The sequence below is a fragment of the Rugamonas apoptosis genome (genome assembly GCF_014042355.1).
GTDB lineage: Bacteria > Pseudomonadota > Gammaproteobacteria > Burkholderiales > Burkholderiaceae_D > Rugamonas > Rugamonas apoptosis.
Map to the genome: position 1 here is coordinate 153,336 of NZ_JACEZU010000001.1, position 17,385 is coordinate 170,720.

At 64.6% G+C, this 17,385-nt stretch carries 15 protein-coding genes; 5 read left to right on the top strand and 10 right to left on the bottom strand.

The window, feature by feature from the left end; genetic code table 11:
• Nucleotides 1-12: 12 nt before the first annotated feature.
• Both H3H39_RS00620 and H3H39_RS00625 read right to left on the bottom strand, forming a co-directional pair.
• A complete protein-coding gene (locus H3H39_RS00620; RefSeq protein WP_182151341.1) occupies nucleotides 13-699 on the bottom strand; it encodes a PilN domain-containing protein in 687 nt (228 codons plus the stop codon).
• Complete coding sequence (locus H3H39_RS00625; RefSeq protein WP_182151342.1) at nucleotides 699-1,775, bottom strand: pilus assembly protein PilM; 1,077 nt, start codon at nucleotides 1,773-1,775, stop codon at nucleotides 699-701. Before H3H39_RS00625 ends, H3H39_RS00620 begins: the two co-directional genes overlap by 1 nt.
• 357 nt (nucleotides 1,776-2,132) lie before the next feature.
• On the opposite strand from H3H39_RS00625, the gene H3H39_RS00630 reads away from it, so the two are divergent.
• Nucleotides 2,133-4,478, top strand: a complete 2,346-nt coding sequence (locus H3H39_RS00630; RefSeq protein ID WP_182151343.1) for a penicillin-binding protein 1A — start codon at nucleotides 2,133-2,135, stop codon at nucleotides 4,476-4,478.
• A gap of 36 nt (nucleotides 4,479-4,514) precedes the next feature.
• Here H3H39_RS00630 and cyaY read toward each other — a convergent pair whose 3' ends face one another.
• Nucleotides 4,515-4,850, bottom strand: a complete 336-nt coding sequence (cyaY, locus tag H3H39_RS00635; RefSeq protein WP_182151344.1) for an iron donor protein CyaY — start codon at nucleotides 4,848-4,850, stop codon at nucleotides 4,515-4,517.
• A gap of 41 nt (nucleotides 4,851-4,891) precedes the next feature.
• Here cyaY and lptM point away from each other — a divergent pair, with 41 nt between their 5' ends.
• Nucleotides 4,892-5,074: an LPS translocon maturation chaperone LptM gene (gene lptM, locus H3H39_RS27715; RefSeq protein ID WP_311196819.1), complete on the top strand. Its 183-nt coding sequence runs from the start codon at nucleotides 4,892-4,894 to the stop codon at nucleotides 5,072-5,074.
• A 3-nt stretch (nucleotides 5,075-5,077) separates the two neighbouring features.
• A complete protein-coding gene (gene lysA, locus H3H39_RS00645) occupies nucleotides 5,078-6,355 on the top strand; it encodes a diaminopimelate decarboxylase (protein ID WP_182151346.1) in 1,278 nt (425 codons plus the stop codon).
• 58 nt (nucleotides 6,356-6,413) lie between these two features.
• Here lysA and msrQ read toward each other — a convergent pair whose 3' ends face one another.
• From msrQ to H3H39_RS00670, 5 genes are all read right to left on the bottom strand, one after another.
• Nucleotides 6,414-7,085: a protein-methionine-sulfoxide reductase heme-binding subunit MsrQ gene (gene msrQ, locus H3H39_RS00650; RefSeq protein WP_182151347.1), complete on the bottom strand. Its 672-nt coding sequence runs from the start codon at nucleotides 7,083-7,085 to the stop codon at nucleotides 6,414-6,416.
• A 1-nt stretch (nucleotide 7,086) separates the two neighbouring features.
• On the bottom strand, nucleotides 7,087-8,064 hold the full coding sequence (gene msrP, locus H3H39_RS00655; protein ID WP_182151348.1) for a protein-methionine-sulfoxide reductase catalytic subunit MsrP: 978 nt from the start codon (nucleotides 8,062-8,064) through the stop codon (nucleotides 7,087-7,089).
• Between the two features lie 92 nt (nucleotides 8,065-8,156).
• A complete protein-coding gene (ccsB, locus tag H3H39_RS00660; protein WP_182151349.1) occupies nucleotides 8,157-9,311 on the bottom strand; it encodes a c-type cytochrome biogenesis protein CcsB in 1,155 nt (384 codons plus the stop codon).
• 26 nt (nucleotides 9,312-9,337) lie between these two features.
• Nucleotides 9,338-11,419: a cytochrome c biogenesis protein ResB gene (locus H3H39_RS00665; RefSeq protein ID WP_182151350.1), complete on the bottom strand. Its 2,082-nt coding sequence runs from the start codon at nucleotides 11,417-11,419 to the stop codon at nucleotides 9,338-9,340.
• Between the two features lie 138 nt (nucleotides 11,420-11,557).
• Nucleotides 11,558-12,238, bottom strand: coding sequence for a c-type cytochrome (locus H3H39_RS00670; RefSeq protein ID WP_182151351.1), 681 nt, complete (start codon nucleotides 12,236-12,238; stop codon nucleotides 11,558-11,560).
• A gap of 196 nt (nucleotides 12,239-12,434) precedes the next feature.
• Between H3H39_RS00670 and yihA the strand changes: the two genes are divergently transcribed.
• Together yihA and hemB are read left to right on the top strand one after the other, a co-directional pair.
• On the top strand, nucleotides 12,435-13,187 hold the full coding sequence (gene yihA, locus H3H39_RS00675; RefSeq protein ID WP_182151352.1) for a ribosome biogenesis GTP-binding protein YihA/YsxC: 753 nt from the start codon (nucleotides 12,435-12,437) through the stop codon (nucleotides 13,185-13,187).
• 24 nt (nucleotides 13,188-13,211) lie between these two features.
• Nucleotides 13,212-14,228 (top strand): porphobilinogen synthase, encoded by a 1,017-nt coding sequence (gene hemB / locus H3H39_RS00680; protein WP_182151353.1) that lies wholly within the window; start codon nucleotides 13,212-13,214, stop codon nucleotides 14,226-14,228.
• 117 nt (nucleotides 14,229-14,345) lie between these two features.
• Here the strand turns inward: hemB and H3H39_RS00685 are convergent, their stop codons facing one another.
• Together H3H39_RS00685 and H3H39_RS00690 are read right to left on the bottom strand one after the other, a co-directional pair.
• Nucleotides 14,346-15,218 carry a hypothetical protein gene (locus H3H39_RS00685; RefSeq protein WP_229217812.1) on the bottom strand — a complete coding sequence of 291 codons (873 nt, stop codon included), beginning with the start codon at nucleotides 15,216-15,218 and terminating at the stop codon, nucleotides 14,346-14,348.
• A gap of 203 nt (nucleotides 15,219-15,421) precedes the next feature.
• Entirely contained in the window at nucleotides 15,422-17,332 is a 1,911-nt protein-coding gene (locus H3H39_RS00690; protein ID WP_182151354.1) for an FAD/NAD(P)-binding protein, read from the bottom strand.
• Nucleotides 17,333-17,385: the final 53 nt, after the last annotated feature.

Here is a 17,385-nt window from a genome sequence, read left to right on the forward strand (position 1 = left end):
CGGTTCCTGTGTTCAAGGCTTGGCCGGCGGCAAGCCGGTGGCCGGTGCGCTGGCCACGGCGGCCGGATTGGCGCCCGCAGCGGCGCCGGCGCCGGCGGGCTTGGCGCCCGGCTTGGCACCCGGCTCAGGCTGGTCCTTGTCGCGCGGACGCTTGATATTGACGGTGAGGTTGAACTCCACCACCTTCTTGGCCGTCTTGCCCTGGCCCAGGCCGGTGGAACGCACTTCGATCAGGTCGGGACGCTCGAGCCACGGCGAGGCGCCGGCCAGGTTGCGCAGCAGTTCGGAGACCCGCTCCTGCGATTGGGCATAACCGTTGACGCTCACTTTCTGGGCTTCCTGCTTGAACGCTTTCAGGTAGACCCCGGCCGGGGTTTGCTTGACCAGCTCATCCATCAGGTAGACCGGCTGGTTGCGGTCACCCTGCAAATCCTCCACCGCCTGCTGGCGCGCCTTGAGCGCCTCGATCTCCTGCTTCAAGCTGGCAATTTCCGCGATCTTCTTGTCGAGTGAAACGATGGCGGCCTTGATCACCTGGTTGCGTTCATTCTGGATCGAGATGCGGCGCGCGTTGTAGGCCCCCACCAGCAGCACGATGGCGGCGCCGGCGACGGCGCCCAGACCCAGCAAGGCGAAGAAGGCGGTCTTCTTCTGCTTGCGCTTTTCCTCGCGGTGAGGCAGCAGGTTAATCCGGATCATCAGCCCATCCTCCGCAAGGCCAGGCCGCAGGCGACCAGGTAGGCAGGCGCGTCGGTGCGCAACTGCGATTCACGCACGGACGGCGCCAGCGTCATGCCCTTGAAGGGCGACACCACGGCGCTGGAAATCTTGGTGCGGCTGGCCACCAGGTCCAGCAAGCCGGGGATCAGGGCGCAGCCGCCGGCCAGGTACAACTGGTCGACCTTGGTGTAGGGCGTGGAGGTGAAGAAGAACTGGATCGCGCGCGTCACTTCCAGCGCGGCGCTTTCCAGGAATGGGGTCAGCAGGTCGTCGGCGTAGTTGTCGGGCAGGTCACCCGATTTCTTGCGCGCCTCGGCCTCGTCCCACGCCATGCCGTAGGCGCGCACGATGTCCTGGGTCAGCGTGGCGCCGCCGAACGCTTGCTCGCGCTCGTAGATGGTGGCGCCATCCAGCAGCACCGAGATATGGGTGGCCTGGGCGCCGATCTGGAACAGCGCCACCACCTGGCCGGCGCCAGCGTCGGGCTGCAAGGCCATCACCCGGTCCAGCGCCGCGCGCGCCGCATACGATTCGATATCCATCACCAGCGCCTTCAGGCCGGACGCCTCGGCGATGGCCACCCGGTCCTCCACTTTTTCGCGGCGCGAGGCGGCCAGCATGACTTCGATGTCTTCCGGCGAACCGGCGGCCGGGCCGATCACGTCGAAGTCCAGGCTGACCTCGTCCAGCGCGAACGGGATGTACTGGCTCGCTTCCGATTCCACCTGCACTTCCAGCTGGTCTTCCGACAGCCCCGCCGGCAGGATGATTTTCTTGGTGATCACGGACGCGGGCGGCATGCCCAGCGCCACGTGTCTGGCGCGCGTACCGCTCTTCTTCCACACCCGGCGCACGGCGTCGACCACCTGGTCCAGGTTCTCGATATTACCGTCCACCACGGCGCCGCGCGGCAGCGGTTCGGCCGCGTAGCATTCCAGCCGGATGCCATCCTTGCCGGCCGGCGCCAGTTCCACCAGGCGCACGCTGGAGGTGCTGATGTCGATCCCGACCAGCGGCGGCTTGCCCTGGCCCAGCAGATTCTGCAGGTCGATCATCGCCGCCCCCCGCGGTCATGGGCGGTGGCACGGCCACGGCCATCACCGCCGCCGCTGTACTGCCTGACGTGCACTGGAACTGTTTGCATAGGGAACTCGAGGGAAAACCAGCGTTTAGACTGCGAACATAAGTTGGTACATTAAATGCTGGCAATATAAGTGTAAAGGTATTTCTATTGTGCACAATTGGCCTGGTGTGCCCCTTGCGCCACACTCGCGCGCCGTGCTGTGGCAGCCTGAATAACTAAGTTGTTTTGTTGTTCACGCGGAAATTTCCTGTGCCACGCCAGCATCGCGCCGCCGCCCCTGCCGCTCGCTTATAATGGCCCGCACTTGATACCGAAAGCGATCGCGCGCATGACTTCCACCCCTACGGTTCCACCCGCCTCCACCCCACCCGCCGCCAATGGCGGCCGCCCCCGACGTTTCTTCCTGATGGCCGGCATCACCATGGTGGGCCTGGGCCTGGGCGCCCTGCTGCTGGTGGTACTGGGCCTGGCGCTGGCCTACCCCAACCTGCCGGAACTGGACACGCTGACGGACTACCGGCCGAAGATGCCGCTGCGCATCTTTTCCTCCGACAACGTGCTGATCGGCGAGTTCGGCGAGGAACGGCGCAACCTGGTGCGCTTCAAGGACATTCCAGACGTGATGAAGAAGGCCGTGCTGGCCATCGAGGACGACCGCTTCTACGAGCACGGCGGCATCGACTACATGGGCATCCTGCGGGCGAGCGTGCACAACCTGACGGGCGGCGCGCGCCAGGGCGCCTCCACCATCACCCAGCAGGTGGCGCGCAACTTCTTCCTGTCGAGCGAACAGACCCTCAAGCGCAAGGCGTATGAGGCGCTGCTGGCATGGAAGATCGAACAGAACCTCAGCAAGGACCAGATCCTCGAGGTGTACATGAACCAGATCTACCTGGGCCAGCGCGCCTACGGCTTCTCGTCGGCGGCCCAGATTTATTTCGGCAAGAACCTGAAGGATATCTCCGTGGCCGAGGCGGCCATGCTGGCCGGCCTGCCCAAGGCGCCGTCGGCCTACAACCCGGTGGTCAACCCGAAACGGGCGCGCACGCGCCAGCAGTACATCCTGGTGCGCATGCACGAGCTGGGCTACATCAGCGACAAGCAGTTCGAACAAGCCAAGGCCGAGCAGCTCAAGGTCAAGACCGACAGCAGCGAGTTCGGCGTGCACGCCGAGTATGTGGCGGAAATGGCGCGCCAGCTGGTCTATGAGCAGTTCAAGGAAGACACCTACACCCGTGGCCTGAACGTATTCACCACCATCACCAAGGCCGACCAGGACGCGGCCTACCTGGCGCTGCGCCGGGGCGTGATGGATTACGAGAAGCGCCACGCCTACCGCGGGCCGGAAGCCTACATCGACATCCCCGGCAACAAGGAGGAGGCCGACGACGCCATCGAGTCGGAACTGGCCGACCACCCCGACAGCGACGACATCGTGGCCGCCATGGTGCTGCAGGCGTCGCCGCAAAAGATCACGGCCGTCACCGCCTCGGGCGAGGAGATCACCATCACGGGCGCGGGCCTGGAGATGGGCCGCTCGTGGCTGTCGGACAAGGCCGCGCCCAACAAGCGCATCCGCCGTGGCGCCGTGATCCGCGTGATGCAGGAAGGCAAGGACTGGCAAGTGACGCAGATGCCGGAAATCGAATCGGCCTTCATCTCGGCCAGCACCCAGGATGGCGCCATCAAGGCCATGGTGGGCGGCTTCGATTACAACCGCAACAAGTTCAACCACGTGACCCAGGCCTGGCGCCAGCCCGGTTCCTCGTTCAAGCCCTTCATCTATTCGGCTTCGCTGGAACGGGGCCTGTCGCCGGCCACCGTGATCAACGACGCGCCGATCTCGTTCGACGCCGGCCAGACCGGCGGCCAGGCGTGGGAACCGAAGAACTACGACAACAAGTATGAAGGGCCGATGACCATGCGCCGCGGCTTGACCAAGTCCAAGAACATGATCTCGATCCGCATCCTGAACAGGATCGGCGCCAAGTACGGCCAGGAATACAGCACCCGCTTCGGCTTCGACGCCGACAAGAATCCGCCCTACCTGACGCTGGCGCTGGGCGCGGGCAACGTGACGCCGCTGCAGATGGCAGGCGCCTACGCCGTGTTCGCCAACGGCGGCTACAAGGTCAGCCCTTACCTGATCGCCAGGGTGACGGACGCGGACGGCAAGGTGCTGTCGCAGGCCGCGCCGGAGCTGGCCGGCGACGACAAGAACCGCGTGATCGACGAGCGCAACGCCTTCCTGATGGATTCCATGCTCAAGGACGTGGTGCGCTTCGGCACGGCCACCAAGGCGCTGGTGCTCAAGCGGCCCGACATCGCCGGCAAGACGGGCACCACCAACGATTCCATCGACGCCTGGTTCGCCGGCTACCAGCCCAAGCTGGTGGGCATCGCGTGGATCGGTTACGACCAGCCCAAGAACCTGGGCAACAAGGAAACGGGGGGCGGCCTGGCGCTGCCGATCTGGATCGGCTACATGCAGAAAGCGCTGAAGAGCATTCCGATCGAGGAACGGGCCGTGCCTGAGGGGATGATGCTGGTGGGCGACGAATACTATTACGCGGAAAATCCGCCCGGCACCGGCGTGCACAACCTGGACGGTCCGGGCCATGGCACGCCAGCCGAGGAAAAAGCCAAGGACACCGTCAAGAACGAGCTGTTCTGACGGTCGCCCCACGCCGGCGGGATCAGTCCGGCGACATCAGTCCGGGGCAATGACGACCGGCGAGCCGGACTGGGCGGTCACCAGTTCGGACAAGGCCGCGTACAGTTCCGTATCGTCGCGCGTGTTGCGCCACTGGCCGTCGCGCTGCCTGTAGTGGAAACCGCCGGCACGCGCGGCCACCCACAGTTCCCGCATGGCGGCCTGGCTGTTGACGATGATCTTGGAACCGTTGTTGAGGAACTCGATTTCCAGCACATTGCCGCTGCGGCTGCACTCGACATCAAGCATGTCCTCGTCGTTCAAGCGGTCCAGCGCCGTCTCGATGGCATTCAGCGCACTTTCCGCCTGCGCCAGGAATTCCGTTTCGCCCATGCTACACTCCCATATTCTCTAGTCAAACCATGATTCTAATCGTGAAGTCCTCCGTCGCGCGCATTCCCCGTGTTTTCGGCACCATCCTGTGCCTGTCCGCCTTGCTGAGCGCCTGCGGCCAACCCGGCCCGCTGTACCTGCCCAAGGCACCCGCCAAGCCCGCCACGAGCAACGGCCCGGCACCCGCCGCGCCGGCCCCCACCACCTCTGCCATCGAACATTAATTTATGTCGCAATTTGCTTACCAAGACGGCGTGCTGCACGCCGAAGGCGTCGCCCTGAGCGCCGTCGCCGAACAGTTCGGCACCCCGACCTACGTCTATTCCAAGGCCGCCCTGCTGGGCAACTTCGCCGCCTACGCCAACGCCTGCCAGGGCCGCGACGCGCTGGTGTGCTACGCCATGAAAGCCAATTCCAACCTGGCCATCCTGGACTTGCTGGCGCGCCAGGGCGCCGGTTTCGACATCGTGTCCGGCGGCGAGCTGCAACGTGTGATCGCGGCTGGCGGTGATCCGCGCAAGGTGATCTTCTCGGGCGTGGGTAAAAGCGTGGAAGAAATGCGCCTGGCGCTGCAGCACGACATCCTGTGCTTCAACGTGGAATCGATCCCCGAACTGCACCGCCTCAACGAAGTGGCCGGCGCCATGGGCAAGCGGGCCCGCGTGTCGCTGCGCGTGAACCCCAACGTCGATCCCAAGACCCACCCTTATATCGCCACCGGCCTGAAAGCCAGCAAGTTCGGCGTGGCCTTCGACGACGCGCTGGCCACCTACCGTACGGCGGCCCAGTTGCCGCACCTGGAAGTGGCCGGTATCGACTGCCATATCGGCTCCCAATTGCTGGACGACACCCCCCTGCTGGAAGCGCTGGACCGCCTGATCGAGCTGATCGACACGCTAGGTGCGGAAGGCATCGTGCTGCACCACCTGGACATCGGCGGCGGCATCGGCATCAACTATGGTGAGCAGGGCGAAACCCCGCCCGTGGCCGTGGCCGACTACCTGGGCCGCGTATTCGCCAAGGTGGACGCGTGGCGCGCCGCGCGCCATGACGGCAAGCCGATCAAGGTGATCTTCGAACCGGGCCGCTCCATCGTGGGCAACACGGGTGTGCTGCTGACGAAAGTGGAATTCATCAAGCACGGCGTGGAAAAGAATTTCTGCGTGGTGGACGCGGCCATGAACGACATGATGCGCCCGGCCCTGTACCAGGCGTGGATGGATATGCAGGCCGTAGCCCCGGGCAACACGCCGGCCCAGACCTATGACGTGGTGGGTCCGATCTGCGAATCGGGCGACTGGCTGGCGCGCGACCGCGCCCTGGCGGTGGAACAGGGCGACTTGCTGGCCATGATGCAGGCCGGCGCCTACGGTTTGACGATGGCGTCCAACTACAACACCCGTGGCCGCGCGGCCGAAGTGATCGTGGACGGCGACGTGTGCCACCTGGTGCGCCGCCGCGAAACCCCGGCCGAGCTGTACGCGCTGGAATCGCTCATCAAGTAATTCCCCTCCCCTGCGGGCCGTCACTGTCGCGGCGGCCCGCCCTTCCCTCTGCCCGTACTTACCCAGTCCGCTGGGCCGCATCCCTGGGCGCCGGCATGGCGCAGGCGCAGCCCGGTTGCTGGCTGCGCGCCTGCTTGCGGCGCCACAGCAAGCGCACGCCCAGCAGCAGCGCCACGATCACACCGAAGAGGATGGGCTGCGTGAAGTTATGCTTGCCCGCCTTCATCCACCAGAAGTGCAGTATGCCCAGCGGCGCCACCACATACACGAGGCGGTGCAACCACTGCCAGCGCTTGCCGCCCAGGCGGCGCACCATGGCGTTGGTGCTGGTCACGGCCAGCGGCACCAGCAGCACGAAGGCCGAGAAACCGACCGTGATGAAGGGCCGCTTGAGCACGTCCTTCCACATTTCCTGCACATCGAAGAAGTGGTCGAACCACAGGAAGGTGGTGAAGTGCAGCGCCGCATAGAAGAACACGAACAAGCCCAGCATGCGGCGCAGCTTGATCAGCCAGTTCCACTTGCTCAGCTTGCGCAGCGGCGTGACGGCCAGCGTGATGCACAGGAAATACAGAGTCCAGTCGCCCGTGCCGCGCGTGATGAATTCCAGCGGTTCGACCAGTTGCCCGGTCACGGTCAGGTAGACCATGCGCAGGAAGGGGACCAGCGCCAGCGCGAAGATGCCGCCCTTGATGAAGCCGAGCTGGCGGGGGGTGGGATGGAAGTCCATGTCAGAAATACTTTCTCAAGTCCATGCCCGTGTACAGCGAGGCGACGTCGCTATAACCGTTGAACATCAGCGTCTTGCGCTTGCGGCTGAAGAAACTGTCCTCGCCGATGCGGCGCTCGGTGCCCTGCGACCAGCGCGGGTGATCGACTTCCGGATTGACGTTGGAATAGAAACCATATTCCTGCGGCGCGGCCACATTCCACGCCGTACGGGGCTGGTCCTTGACGAAGCGGATGCGGACGATGGACTTGGCCGACTTGAAGCCGTACTTCCACGGCAGCACGATGCGCACCGGCGCACCGTTCTGGTTGGGCAAGGTTTCGCCATACATGCCCAGGGTCAGCAGCGCCAGCGGGTGGCGCGCCTCGTCCAGCCGCAAGCCTTCCACATAGGGCCATTCCAGCACGCGGCTGCCCACGCCGGGCATCTGTTTCTTGTCGGAAAGCGAAGTGAATTCCACGTATTTGGCGTTGCCGGTCGGTTCGACCCGCTTGATGATCTCGGAGAACGAGTAGCCCATCCACGGAATCACCATCGACCACCCTTCCACGCAGCGCAGCCGGTACACGCGTTCCTCGATCGGCGCCAGCTTGAGCAGCGCGTCCAGGTCCAGGGTCATGGGCTTTTTTACTTCGCCGTCGATGGTGATGGTCCATGGCCGGGGCTTGAGCGTGTGGGCGTACTGGGCCGGATCGGCCTTGTCGGTGCCGAATTCGTAGAAATTGTTGTAGCTGGTGGCGTCCTTGTAGGCCGTGGGTTTGTCCATGGCTGACAAGGCGGGATTACGGGCGCCGGCCAGCTTGGGGTTCACCCCTTGCGCGAACGCTTCGCGGCTGGCCAGCTCCAGCAAGGCGGCGCTGCCCATCGTGCCGGCCGCCAGCTGCTTCATGAAATGACGGCGCGACTCGAATACGGCGCGCGGCGTGATTTCGGAGGGAAACGGCACATCGAGGCCGTTGGGGGAACGTTTGATCAGCATGGCGACTCCAGAAAGGTGCGGGTTTGAGACTTGGTCTGTCCACCCAGCGCAAACCTTACACCATTCTGTCGTCGACCGTGCTTAGGCCTGGCTTAGAGCTTGCCGTAGGAGTGCAAACCGGACAGAAACATATTCACCCCCAGGAAGGCGAAGGTGGTGACGATCAGGCCCGTCAGCGCCCACCAGGCGGCCGCGCGGCCGCGCAAGCCCGTCATCAGGCGCATGTGCAGCCAGGCCGCGTAGTTGAGCCAGACGATCAGGGCCCAGGTTTCCTTCGGGTCCCACGACCAGTAGCCGCCCCAGGCCTCGGCCGCCCACAGCGCGCCCAGGATGGTGGCGATGGTGAAGAAGGCGAAACCGGCCGAAATGGCCTTGTACATCACGTCGTCCAGCACTTCCAGCGACGGCAGGCGGTCCGTCAGCCGGCCCGAGCTCTTGAGCAGGTAGGCGGCCGCCACCATGGCCGCCAGCGCGAAGTTGCCGTAGCCGATGAAGTTGGCCGGCACGTGGATCTTCATCCACCAGCTTTGCAGGGCCGGCACCAGCGGCTGGATGTCGGACGCGTCGCGGCTGACCGTGTACCACAGCAGGAAACCGATGGCGGCCGAGATCACCAGCAGCACGAAGGCGCCCATCTGGCGGGTCGCGTAGCGCTGCTCGAAGTACAGGTAGAACATGGCCGTGATCAGCGAGAACAGGATGAACACTTCATACAGGTTGGAGACGGGGATGTGGCCCACGTCGGTGCCGATCAGGTAGGACTCGTACCAGCGCACCATCAAGCCCGTCAGGCCCAGCACCACGGCCGTCCAGCACAGCTTGGAGCCGATGGTGGCGCCGGTGGCCGAGCGCGTGGCCAGGCCGATGCCGTAGAACAAGGTGGACAGGAAGAACATCACGCTCATCCACAGGATGGCGGACTGGCTCGACAGCATGTTGCGCAACAAGAACTTCTTGGTGCCCATGTCCAGCTCGCCGGCGTAGAGGGAAATGGCCCACAGCGCCAGCAAGGCCACCAGCGGCATCAGCCAGCGCACCGGCTTCCAGTGCCAGCCCAGCGCCGCGAAGGTGGGCACGGCCCCCAGCAGGATGCCTTTCTCATAGACATCCATGTAGTTGCCGAAGCGGTTCAGCGCGTACAGGGCGGCGGCCAGCAGGCCGGCCGCGAACAGCCAGTCGAGCAGGCCCAGGCGCTTGAAATAGCCTGGCGCCTGGGTATAAGTGGTGGTGCTTTGTGACAATTCCATCTCTATTCTCCGGCTTTTTTGACAGCTTACGCCGATTGCGGCAGTTTTTCTTTCAGGCTAGCGAATTCATGCTCGAAATCGAGCGTCTTGCGCTGGGTGCTCATGGCCATCACGGCATCCGTGCCGCCGCCCGCTTCCTTGACCCAGACCCAGACCCGGCGCTCGCGGATGTAGAACATGGCGAACACGCCCAGCACCAGTAGCAGACAGCCGAAGTAGACCACGGCCTTGCCCGGCGAGCGGGTGACCTGGAATACGGATGCCTTCACTTCCGTAAAGTCGTCCAGCTGCAGGTAGAACGGCGCGCCGTAGAAGAAGCTGTCGGACAGCGCGTTGGTGGCCAGTTGCAGGAAACGGCCGTGGACTTCATCGGCCGGGGCCGGGGCCACGCCATCCTGGGCGCGCGCCACCTGCCACAAATCCCACAGGGCGCCGTTGAGGATCTTCATGAAGATGTCGGCCGCTTTTTCCTGTTCGGCCTGCGGCACTTTTTCCAGGAAGCGGGAAATGGCGACGAAGCCGGCTTCCTTGTCGTTGCCGGCGAAGATGGCCATGCTGCGCTCGGCCGACTGCTGCAACTGGGCGCGCAGCGCGTCGCTGCCGTTGGGCATGGCGTGCTGGGCGTAACGCTGGGCCGCTTGCGTGCGCAGGGCCGGGTTGTGGATGGCGGCCCGCAGCCGCATCCATTCCGTCACGCTGTGGCCATCGTCGGCCGGGATGCGCAGGTAGCTGAACGGGTCACCGGGGCTCACCCGCATGCCGGCCAGGAACACGGTGGCGCCGTCGACCGTCACCGGCTGCATGTAGTTCTGGTATTCACGGGCCTGGCCGGTCTTGTCGCGCAGCTTGTACTGCACGCTGGGGCCAACGTTCTTCAAGTCCTTGTTGTTGGCGTTCTTGGCGGCCGAACCGAGGTGCTTGTCCAGGCCCACGGCGAACTGCTCGTTGAAGCTCTGGCCCTTGGCCACGGCGCGGGTATCGGTGCTGGCCAGGTTTTCCACATTGAAGGGACGGAAGCCCGACCACTCCACCGTGTAAGCGTCGCCCATGGCGGTGCTGCCGCCCACTTCGCCGTTGATCTTGAAGGTCTGCCTGGCGCCGCCGGCCATCGGGAAGCCGGTCAGTTGCAGCTTGCTGCCGCCATCCTCGAAGCTGGACTGGTACACGGCCAGGCCCTTGTAGATCAGGGGCTTGTTCACTTCGATGGTGGCGGGGAAGGTCTTGCCCGATTCATGGTCGCGGATCACCACGTCGCTGGCGAACAGCTTGGGCATGCCCGTCGTGTAGAACTCGATGTGGAATTTCTTCAGCTGGATCGTGAACGGCAAGTCCTGGATCAGCACGCCATCGGCGCGCGGGATGATGGCGGCGTCGCTGGCCGAGCCTTCCGGGATCATGGTGTTGCCACGGAAGGTGGGGTTACTCAGGCCCAGCCGGTGCTGCCTGGGGATCTCCGCGATCACGCCATTGCCGGCGAATGGGGTCTTGCCCAGGAACCATTCCTGGACCCGGATCGGCATGTCCGAATCGAGCAGGCCGCCGATGCAGATGATGACGATGGCCGAGTGGGCGAAGATGTAGCCGAACTTGTTGGCGGCGCCCTTCTTGGCCGTCACCAGCGTGGCGCCCTCTTTTTCCACGGCCTTGCTGCGGTAGCCGGCGTCGTGCAGGCGGTTCATGGTCTGCTGCACCAGCGCGGGCCGGGCCAGCGCCGTCTGCCACTGGTGCTTGTGGTGGAAGTTGTGCAGCGACTGCTCGCGCACGTGCTCGCGCCAGCTGCGCATATCCTTGAGCATCTTGGGCGTATTGCGCACGATGCACAGCGAGGTGGACACCACCAGGAAACCCATGATGGTGAGGAACCACCAGGCCGAATAGACGGAATACAGGCTCAGCTTCTCGAACACGTCGAACCAGAACGGGCCGAACTGGTTCACGTAGTTGGGCATCGGTTCGTTCTGCTTCATCACCGTACCGATCATGGCGGCGATGGCGATCAGGGTCAGCAGCGCGATGGCGAAACGCATCGACGAGATCAGCTCGACGACTTCGCCCACGATGGGGCGGCGGGTTTTCAGTTCAATACCGGTGGTGCTAGGGCTACTCATGCGCGTCTTTTGTGAGGGAGGAGCGGGATCGGAAGCAGGCAGCATACCAACAAAAAGGGCAGCCCGCTTTACGCTGCCGCCCTTTTTTCACTTCCGTGTCCGCCACCGCACCGGAGGCCGGCGCGGGACAACAATCGATTATTTCAAGCCAGCGACGTAATCGGCCACGGCCTTGATTTCTTCGGCCGACATGCGCTTGGCGATGGTGCTCATCTGGGCGCTGTTCTTGCGGGCGTCCGTGCGGAACAGGTCCAGCTGGGCCACCGTGTAATCCTGGTGCTGGCCGCCGATGCGCGGGTATTGCACCGGTACGCCGGCGCCACCGGCGCCATGGCAGCTGGCGCAGGCCGGCACGTTCTTCTCGGCGATACCGCCGCGATAGATTTTCTTGCCCAAATCGACCGTATCCTTGTCCTTGGCGGCGCCAGGCTTTTGCGCCTGGGCGGCCAGGTAGGCGCCGATGTTCTTCTTGTCCTCGTCCGTCATCATCTTGGCGTAGGTCGACATGATGGCCTGGGTGCGCGCGGGGCTGGCGAAATCGTTCAGTTGCTTGACGATGTAGCCTTCATGCTGGCCCGCCAGTTTCGGGTTGACGGCGATGGTCGAATTACCAGCTTCGCCGTGGCAAGCCACGCAAGCGGGCAGGCTGCGGGTGGCGTCGCCTTCCGTGAACAGCTTGGCGCCCTTGGCCGGATCGGCCTTGACCACCACCGGCTCTGCATGGGCAGGTTTTTTCTCTTCGGACGCCGACGCGGTCGCCGACACAGCCAGCAGAGCGACGATCAAGGATTTTGCAAATGGTGAAAAGGCACGATTCATTCAGACACCCTGAGACTAGTCAATAAATTGGTGGTAAAAAAACGTTGCCGTCGATTCCCCGCCGCACTGCCGCGCGCATCGCTGCGCACACTGCTTCGATCTAGCACGAAATATGCTTGGCAACAATTCGTAACCCCTTATTGTACAATAGCTTTCTCAGGCTTTTGCCCCTCTTGTTGCATTTTCTACCTATCCCATGTCAATACTCTGGCAAGCCCGCTTCTTTACGACCGTCAACCAACTGCGCGACCTGCCCCACACCACGGTGCCGGAAATCGCCTTCGCCGGCCGTTCCAACGCCGGCAAATCGACCGCCATCAACATCCTGTGCAACCAGAAGGGCTTGGCGTTCGCGTCCAAGACCCCGGGCCGCACCCAGCACATCAATTTCTTCTCGATCGGCGGCGCCCACGTGGCCCAGCACCGGAAAGATCCCACCATCGTCGACGAAATCCGCTGCCTGCTGGTGGACTTGCCCGGCTATGGCTATGCGGAAGTGTCCGGTTCGGCCAAGCTGCACTGGCAGCGCCTGCTGGGCGACTACGTGCAACGGCGCGACCAGTTGGCCGGCCTGATCCTGATCATGGACGCGCGCCGCCCGTTCACCGAGCTCGACATCCAGATGCTGGAATGGTTCGCCCCCACGGGCAAGCCCATCCATTGCATCCTGACCAAGGTTGACAAGCTCAACCGCAACGAATCCGTCAACGTGCTGCGCCAGGCCAAGGCCAAGCTCGACAGCTACGTGGACGAGGACGGCGAAGGCTTCCCCTTCACCGTGCAACTGTTCTCCGCGCTCAAGCGCATCGGCATCGACGAAGCCAACGACAAGATCATCGAACTGGCCGGCCTGACGGCAGACGAGGCGGCCGCCGCGACGGACCTGATCGAAGCGCCCGACGATGACGACGACGATGTGGATGCCGACGCCGGCAGCGCCCAACCCTAAACTGTAGAAAGTGGAATGCCCGCAATGCACACTCCTCACGTTACCGCCCAGTTTCCCGCCATCCGCATGCGCCGTATGCGCCGCGACCCGTTCTCGCGCGCCCTGATGCGCGAGAACACCGTCACCGCCTCCGACCTGATCTACCCCGTGTTCATCCTGGACGGCGTCAACCAGCGCGAGCCGGTGGCGTCCATGCCGGGCGTGGAGCAGGTATCGGTGGATCTGCTACTGAAGGTGGCCGAGGAATGCGTGGCGTTGGGCATCCCCGTGCTGGCCCTGTTCCCCGTGATCGACAGCGCCCTGAAAACCCCGGACGGGGTGGAGGCGACCAACCCTGACGGCCTGGTGCCGCGCGCCGTGCGCGCCCTCAAGCAAGCGTTCCCGGAACTGGGCATCCTGACGGACGTGGCGCTGGACCCGTACACCAGCCACGGCCAGGACGGCCTGATCGACGACAACGGCTACGTGATCAACGACGCCACCACCGCCATGCTGGTGCGCCAGGCGCTGACCCAGGCCGCAGCGGGCGTGGACGTGGTGGCGCCGTCGGACATGATGGACGGGCGCATCGGCGCCATCCGCGCCGCGCTGGAGGAAAACGGGTTTATCCACACCCGCATCATGGCGTATTCGGCCAAGTATGCGTCGGCCTTCTACGGTCCGTTCCGCGACGCCGTCGGTTCGGCCAAGAACCTGGGCAAGAGCGACAAGAACACCTACCAGATGGACCCGGCCAACAGCGACGAGGCGCTGCGCGAAGTGGGCCTGGATCTGGCCGAAGGGGCCGACATGGTCATGGTCAAGCCCGGCATGCCCTATCTGGACGTGGTGCGCCGCGTGAAGGATGAATTCAAGGTGCCCACCTTCGCCTACCAGGTCAGCGGCGAATACGCGATGCTGAAGGCGGCCGCCCAGAACGGCTGGCTGGATCACGACAAGGTGATGATGGAATCGATGATGGCGTTCAAACGGGCCGGCGCCGACGGCGTGCTGACCTACTTCGCGCTGGACGTGGCGCGTTTGCTCAAGGCCCGCGCCTAAGTCCAAGGGAGCGGAGGCCGCTGCGGCGGCCCCGCCGAAAATCGGAAGACCGGGGTCAGTTCCGGCATCGCGCCACCATTTGGCACGTTGCCGGAACTGACCCCGCTGCTTTATGCCCTACCGGCCGCGCCGGTATTCGGGGAACATTTCCTTCAACAGGAACGCCGTCAATTCCGGCTCATCCTGCTTGCGGGCGCTCATCGTGATGACCTTGCCCAGGCGCTGCGATTCCCATGGGAAGTCGGCCGGGTGGTCCTTGCGGATAATCTCGATCATTTTCTTCACGATGGCCGTTTCCAGGTCCGGCCAGTCGCCCACTTCCACGTGCACCTGCTGGGTCCAGTTGCGGCGGAAATTCGTGTTCCAGCCCCGGAACTTGACGTCGGCGCCATGGTAGGTGCGGTCGGCGATGGAGAACAGGCCGCCCGTGTCGTCGCGGTCGCGGCCGTTGGAGCGGCCCTGGGCGCCGGCGATGTTGGCCCTGGCGATGCGGTTGGCGCGGTCATTCTCACTTTCCGGCGCCGGTTCGGACGGCTGCGGGTTCTCGGCGGCGCGCTGGGCGCGGCGCTTGGCGATCATTTCCGACATATCCTGCTCGGGCGGCGGCTGCATGGGCGCCACCACGGGCGGCACATAGGTTTCCAGCTTGGGCCGGGCGGCGGCCGGCGGCGTGATGGCGGCCACCGCATGCTTGGGCTGCGGCTGCGGCTTGGCCTTGGCCAGTTCCGTCTTCTTCTCCGGCTTGTTCGGTTTATTCGGTTGGTTCGGCAGCGGCGCGATGTAGACCATCTCCCCGTCCCCGCGCGGCGGCGTGCGGTGGAACGGTTCGCTGGGCTTGAGGAAATAGTAAAGCACGGCCAGCAAGTGCAGGCCGATCGAGATGGCGACGCCGATCCGGTCCGACATGCGCTTGCGCCGGCCATAGCCATAGCCATCGCGGGCTGGCAGGCGCTGGCCGCAGCTGTGGCAATACTCGGAATCTGCTGACATCGTGTGCGTATCGTCGTGCAAGAGCGAACCTTCGTGGTGCGTGATCGTCAAAATGCGGTCATAGTGCCAGAGTCCCGCCATTTTTGGAACCGCGCCGCCAGGCCGGCGCCGCCCGCGCGGTGCGCGCGCAGGTGGGCCAGCCTGAGTTCCGGTAGCTTACCGGAGCTTGGTCTTGATGAATGTTACGGTATGTATCAACACCGCTACATGGTGACGCGCGGCTGGGCCGGCAAGGGAGAAAGTTCGGCATCCGCCTCGGGACGGCGGCGCGGGCCGCGGCGCGGCGCGTCCGGAATTTGTGCAAACATGGCGGAAACACAACGCTCGGCGTCGAGTACCTGGCGCGACCGCATCAGGGGCCGGGGCAAGGCATGGGTGTAGTAATGCGGCCCTTCGACCGGGAAACCCAGCGCCCAGATATTGCCTGCCGCCTGGCCAGCCGCGTTGCGCGGGTGGCCATCCAGGTCGATGTCGATGCCGCCCGGGTGGAACACCCCGTTGTAATACGGCCGCACCATGCCGCGCCGCATCAGGTTCTGGGTGAAGGGGGAATCGTCCGTTTCCGGGCAAAACACGTCCAGCCTGGCCACCACCAGCACGTCGAACGGGTGGCGCTCCTGTTGTGCGCCGAAACGGGTTTGCAGCACGAAAGTCGATTCATTCTCGTCGATGCCGATCACGCCATTGGGGCCGGATACGATCTGCACCACGCCCGCGTCCAGCAGGGCCAGTAATTCCTCGTTGCGGTGCCGGGGCGGGCCGAACGCGATGCGGTTGATGATGGGGTGGTAGACGTTGAGGAATTTGCGGTGCGAGGCCGGCGTCAGGCCGCCGAATTCCAGCGCCGCCTGCAGGCCGGCCCGTACGTCGCGCAGTACGTCGGTGGCCGCCTTCACGGGGCTGTCGACGTTGCCCTTGTGGGCTTCGGCCAGGTCCTCCATCAGCCAGCGGCGGAAATAGGCGCGGAACGCGTCCAGCGTGCCGAACTCGCGCCCCCGCAGCGGGAACAGCAAACCGTCGATGATCTCCGCTTCCGGCGGGGCCAGCACGTAGCTGGCCGGGTCGGGTGCGCGGCCATCGACCGTGGCACGGTAGACGTAACCCATCTCCCGCTTGAGCAGCGGCAGCAATTCCACATCGAAATCAAGCTGGCGGCTGCCCCGCTCGCGCTGGGCCCGGTAGCGCAGGGCTTCGATCGCTTCGGGCGTGAAGAAGTGCGGCTGGTGGCGGCCGTCCAGTCCCTTCTGGTTCAGGCCCCTGGCCGCCGATGGCAGGCACTGGCGCGAGCACAGCAGCAGTGTCGGCTCCCGTCCCGATTTTTCGTAGCGCATGCCGTGCGCGTCGCGCACGAAGGCGCCGCCCCGCCCCACCGTCAATTCCGCGATCACATCATGCGCGCTCAGGCCCAGGCCCTGGATGGCCACCCGCGCGTCGGCCCCTATCCGGACCAGTTGCTCCAGCGGATAGATGTGGCGGTAGTAGCCCAGCCGGCTGTTGTAGCGCGCGTGATCCTGGGCGAACTTGCGGCACCACGCGTCATGGTCGCTGAGCACATTGTTGCCATGGCCGGTGGTGAGGAACACGAAGTCGCTCAGGATGATGAAGCCGCTTTCCAGTTCCACCACGCAGCGCCCGTCGGGCTGCTGCCACAGGTCGTGCGCGCGCAGCCGGTGGTGGGTCAGCGTGACGCCGTCCGGCAAGCTGGCCACCAGTTGTTCGTAGCCCCAGGTCAGGTATTCGCCCAGCAGGCGGCGCGGCAGATGATCGAGTTCGCTGATCTCGGCCCCGGCTCCGGTGGCGCCGATGCGGTAATACTGCTCGCCCACACGCCGGTAGCCGGCCTCGCGCGCCCATTGCGTGAGCGAGGGCGCGGCGCACGGCGGCCCCTGCTTCACCACGCCCGGCGCGGGGAACAGCGTGACCTGGCTGGCGATGGTGTTGATCAACAAGTGCTGGGGCTGGCGCGCGGAATGCACGCCCTGCCCGCACTCGCCGGGCTCGACCAGGATCAGGTCGAGCAACAGGTCGCGGCCGCGCACCAGGGCCGCCAGCCGCTCCAGAACGCTGAGTCCGCGCGGGCCCATGCCGATGATGGTGATGGTGTATCGCTTCATCGCCCCTCCTTGCTGCAAGGAAAAAAGTCCTTGCCTATGATACGAAGGGGCTC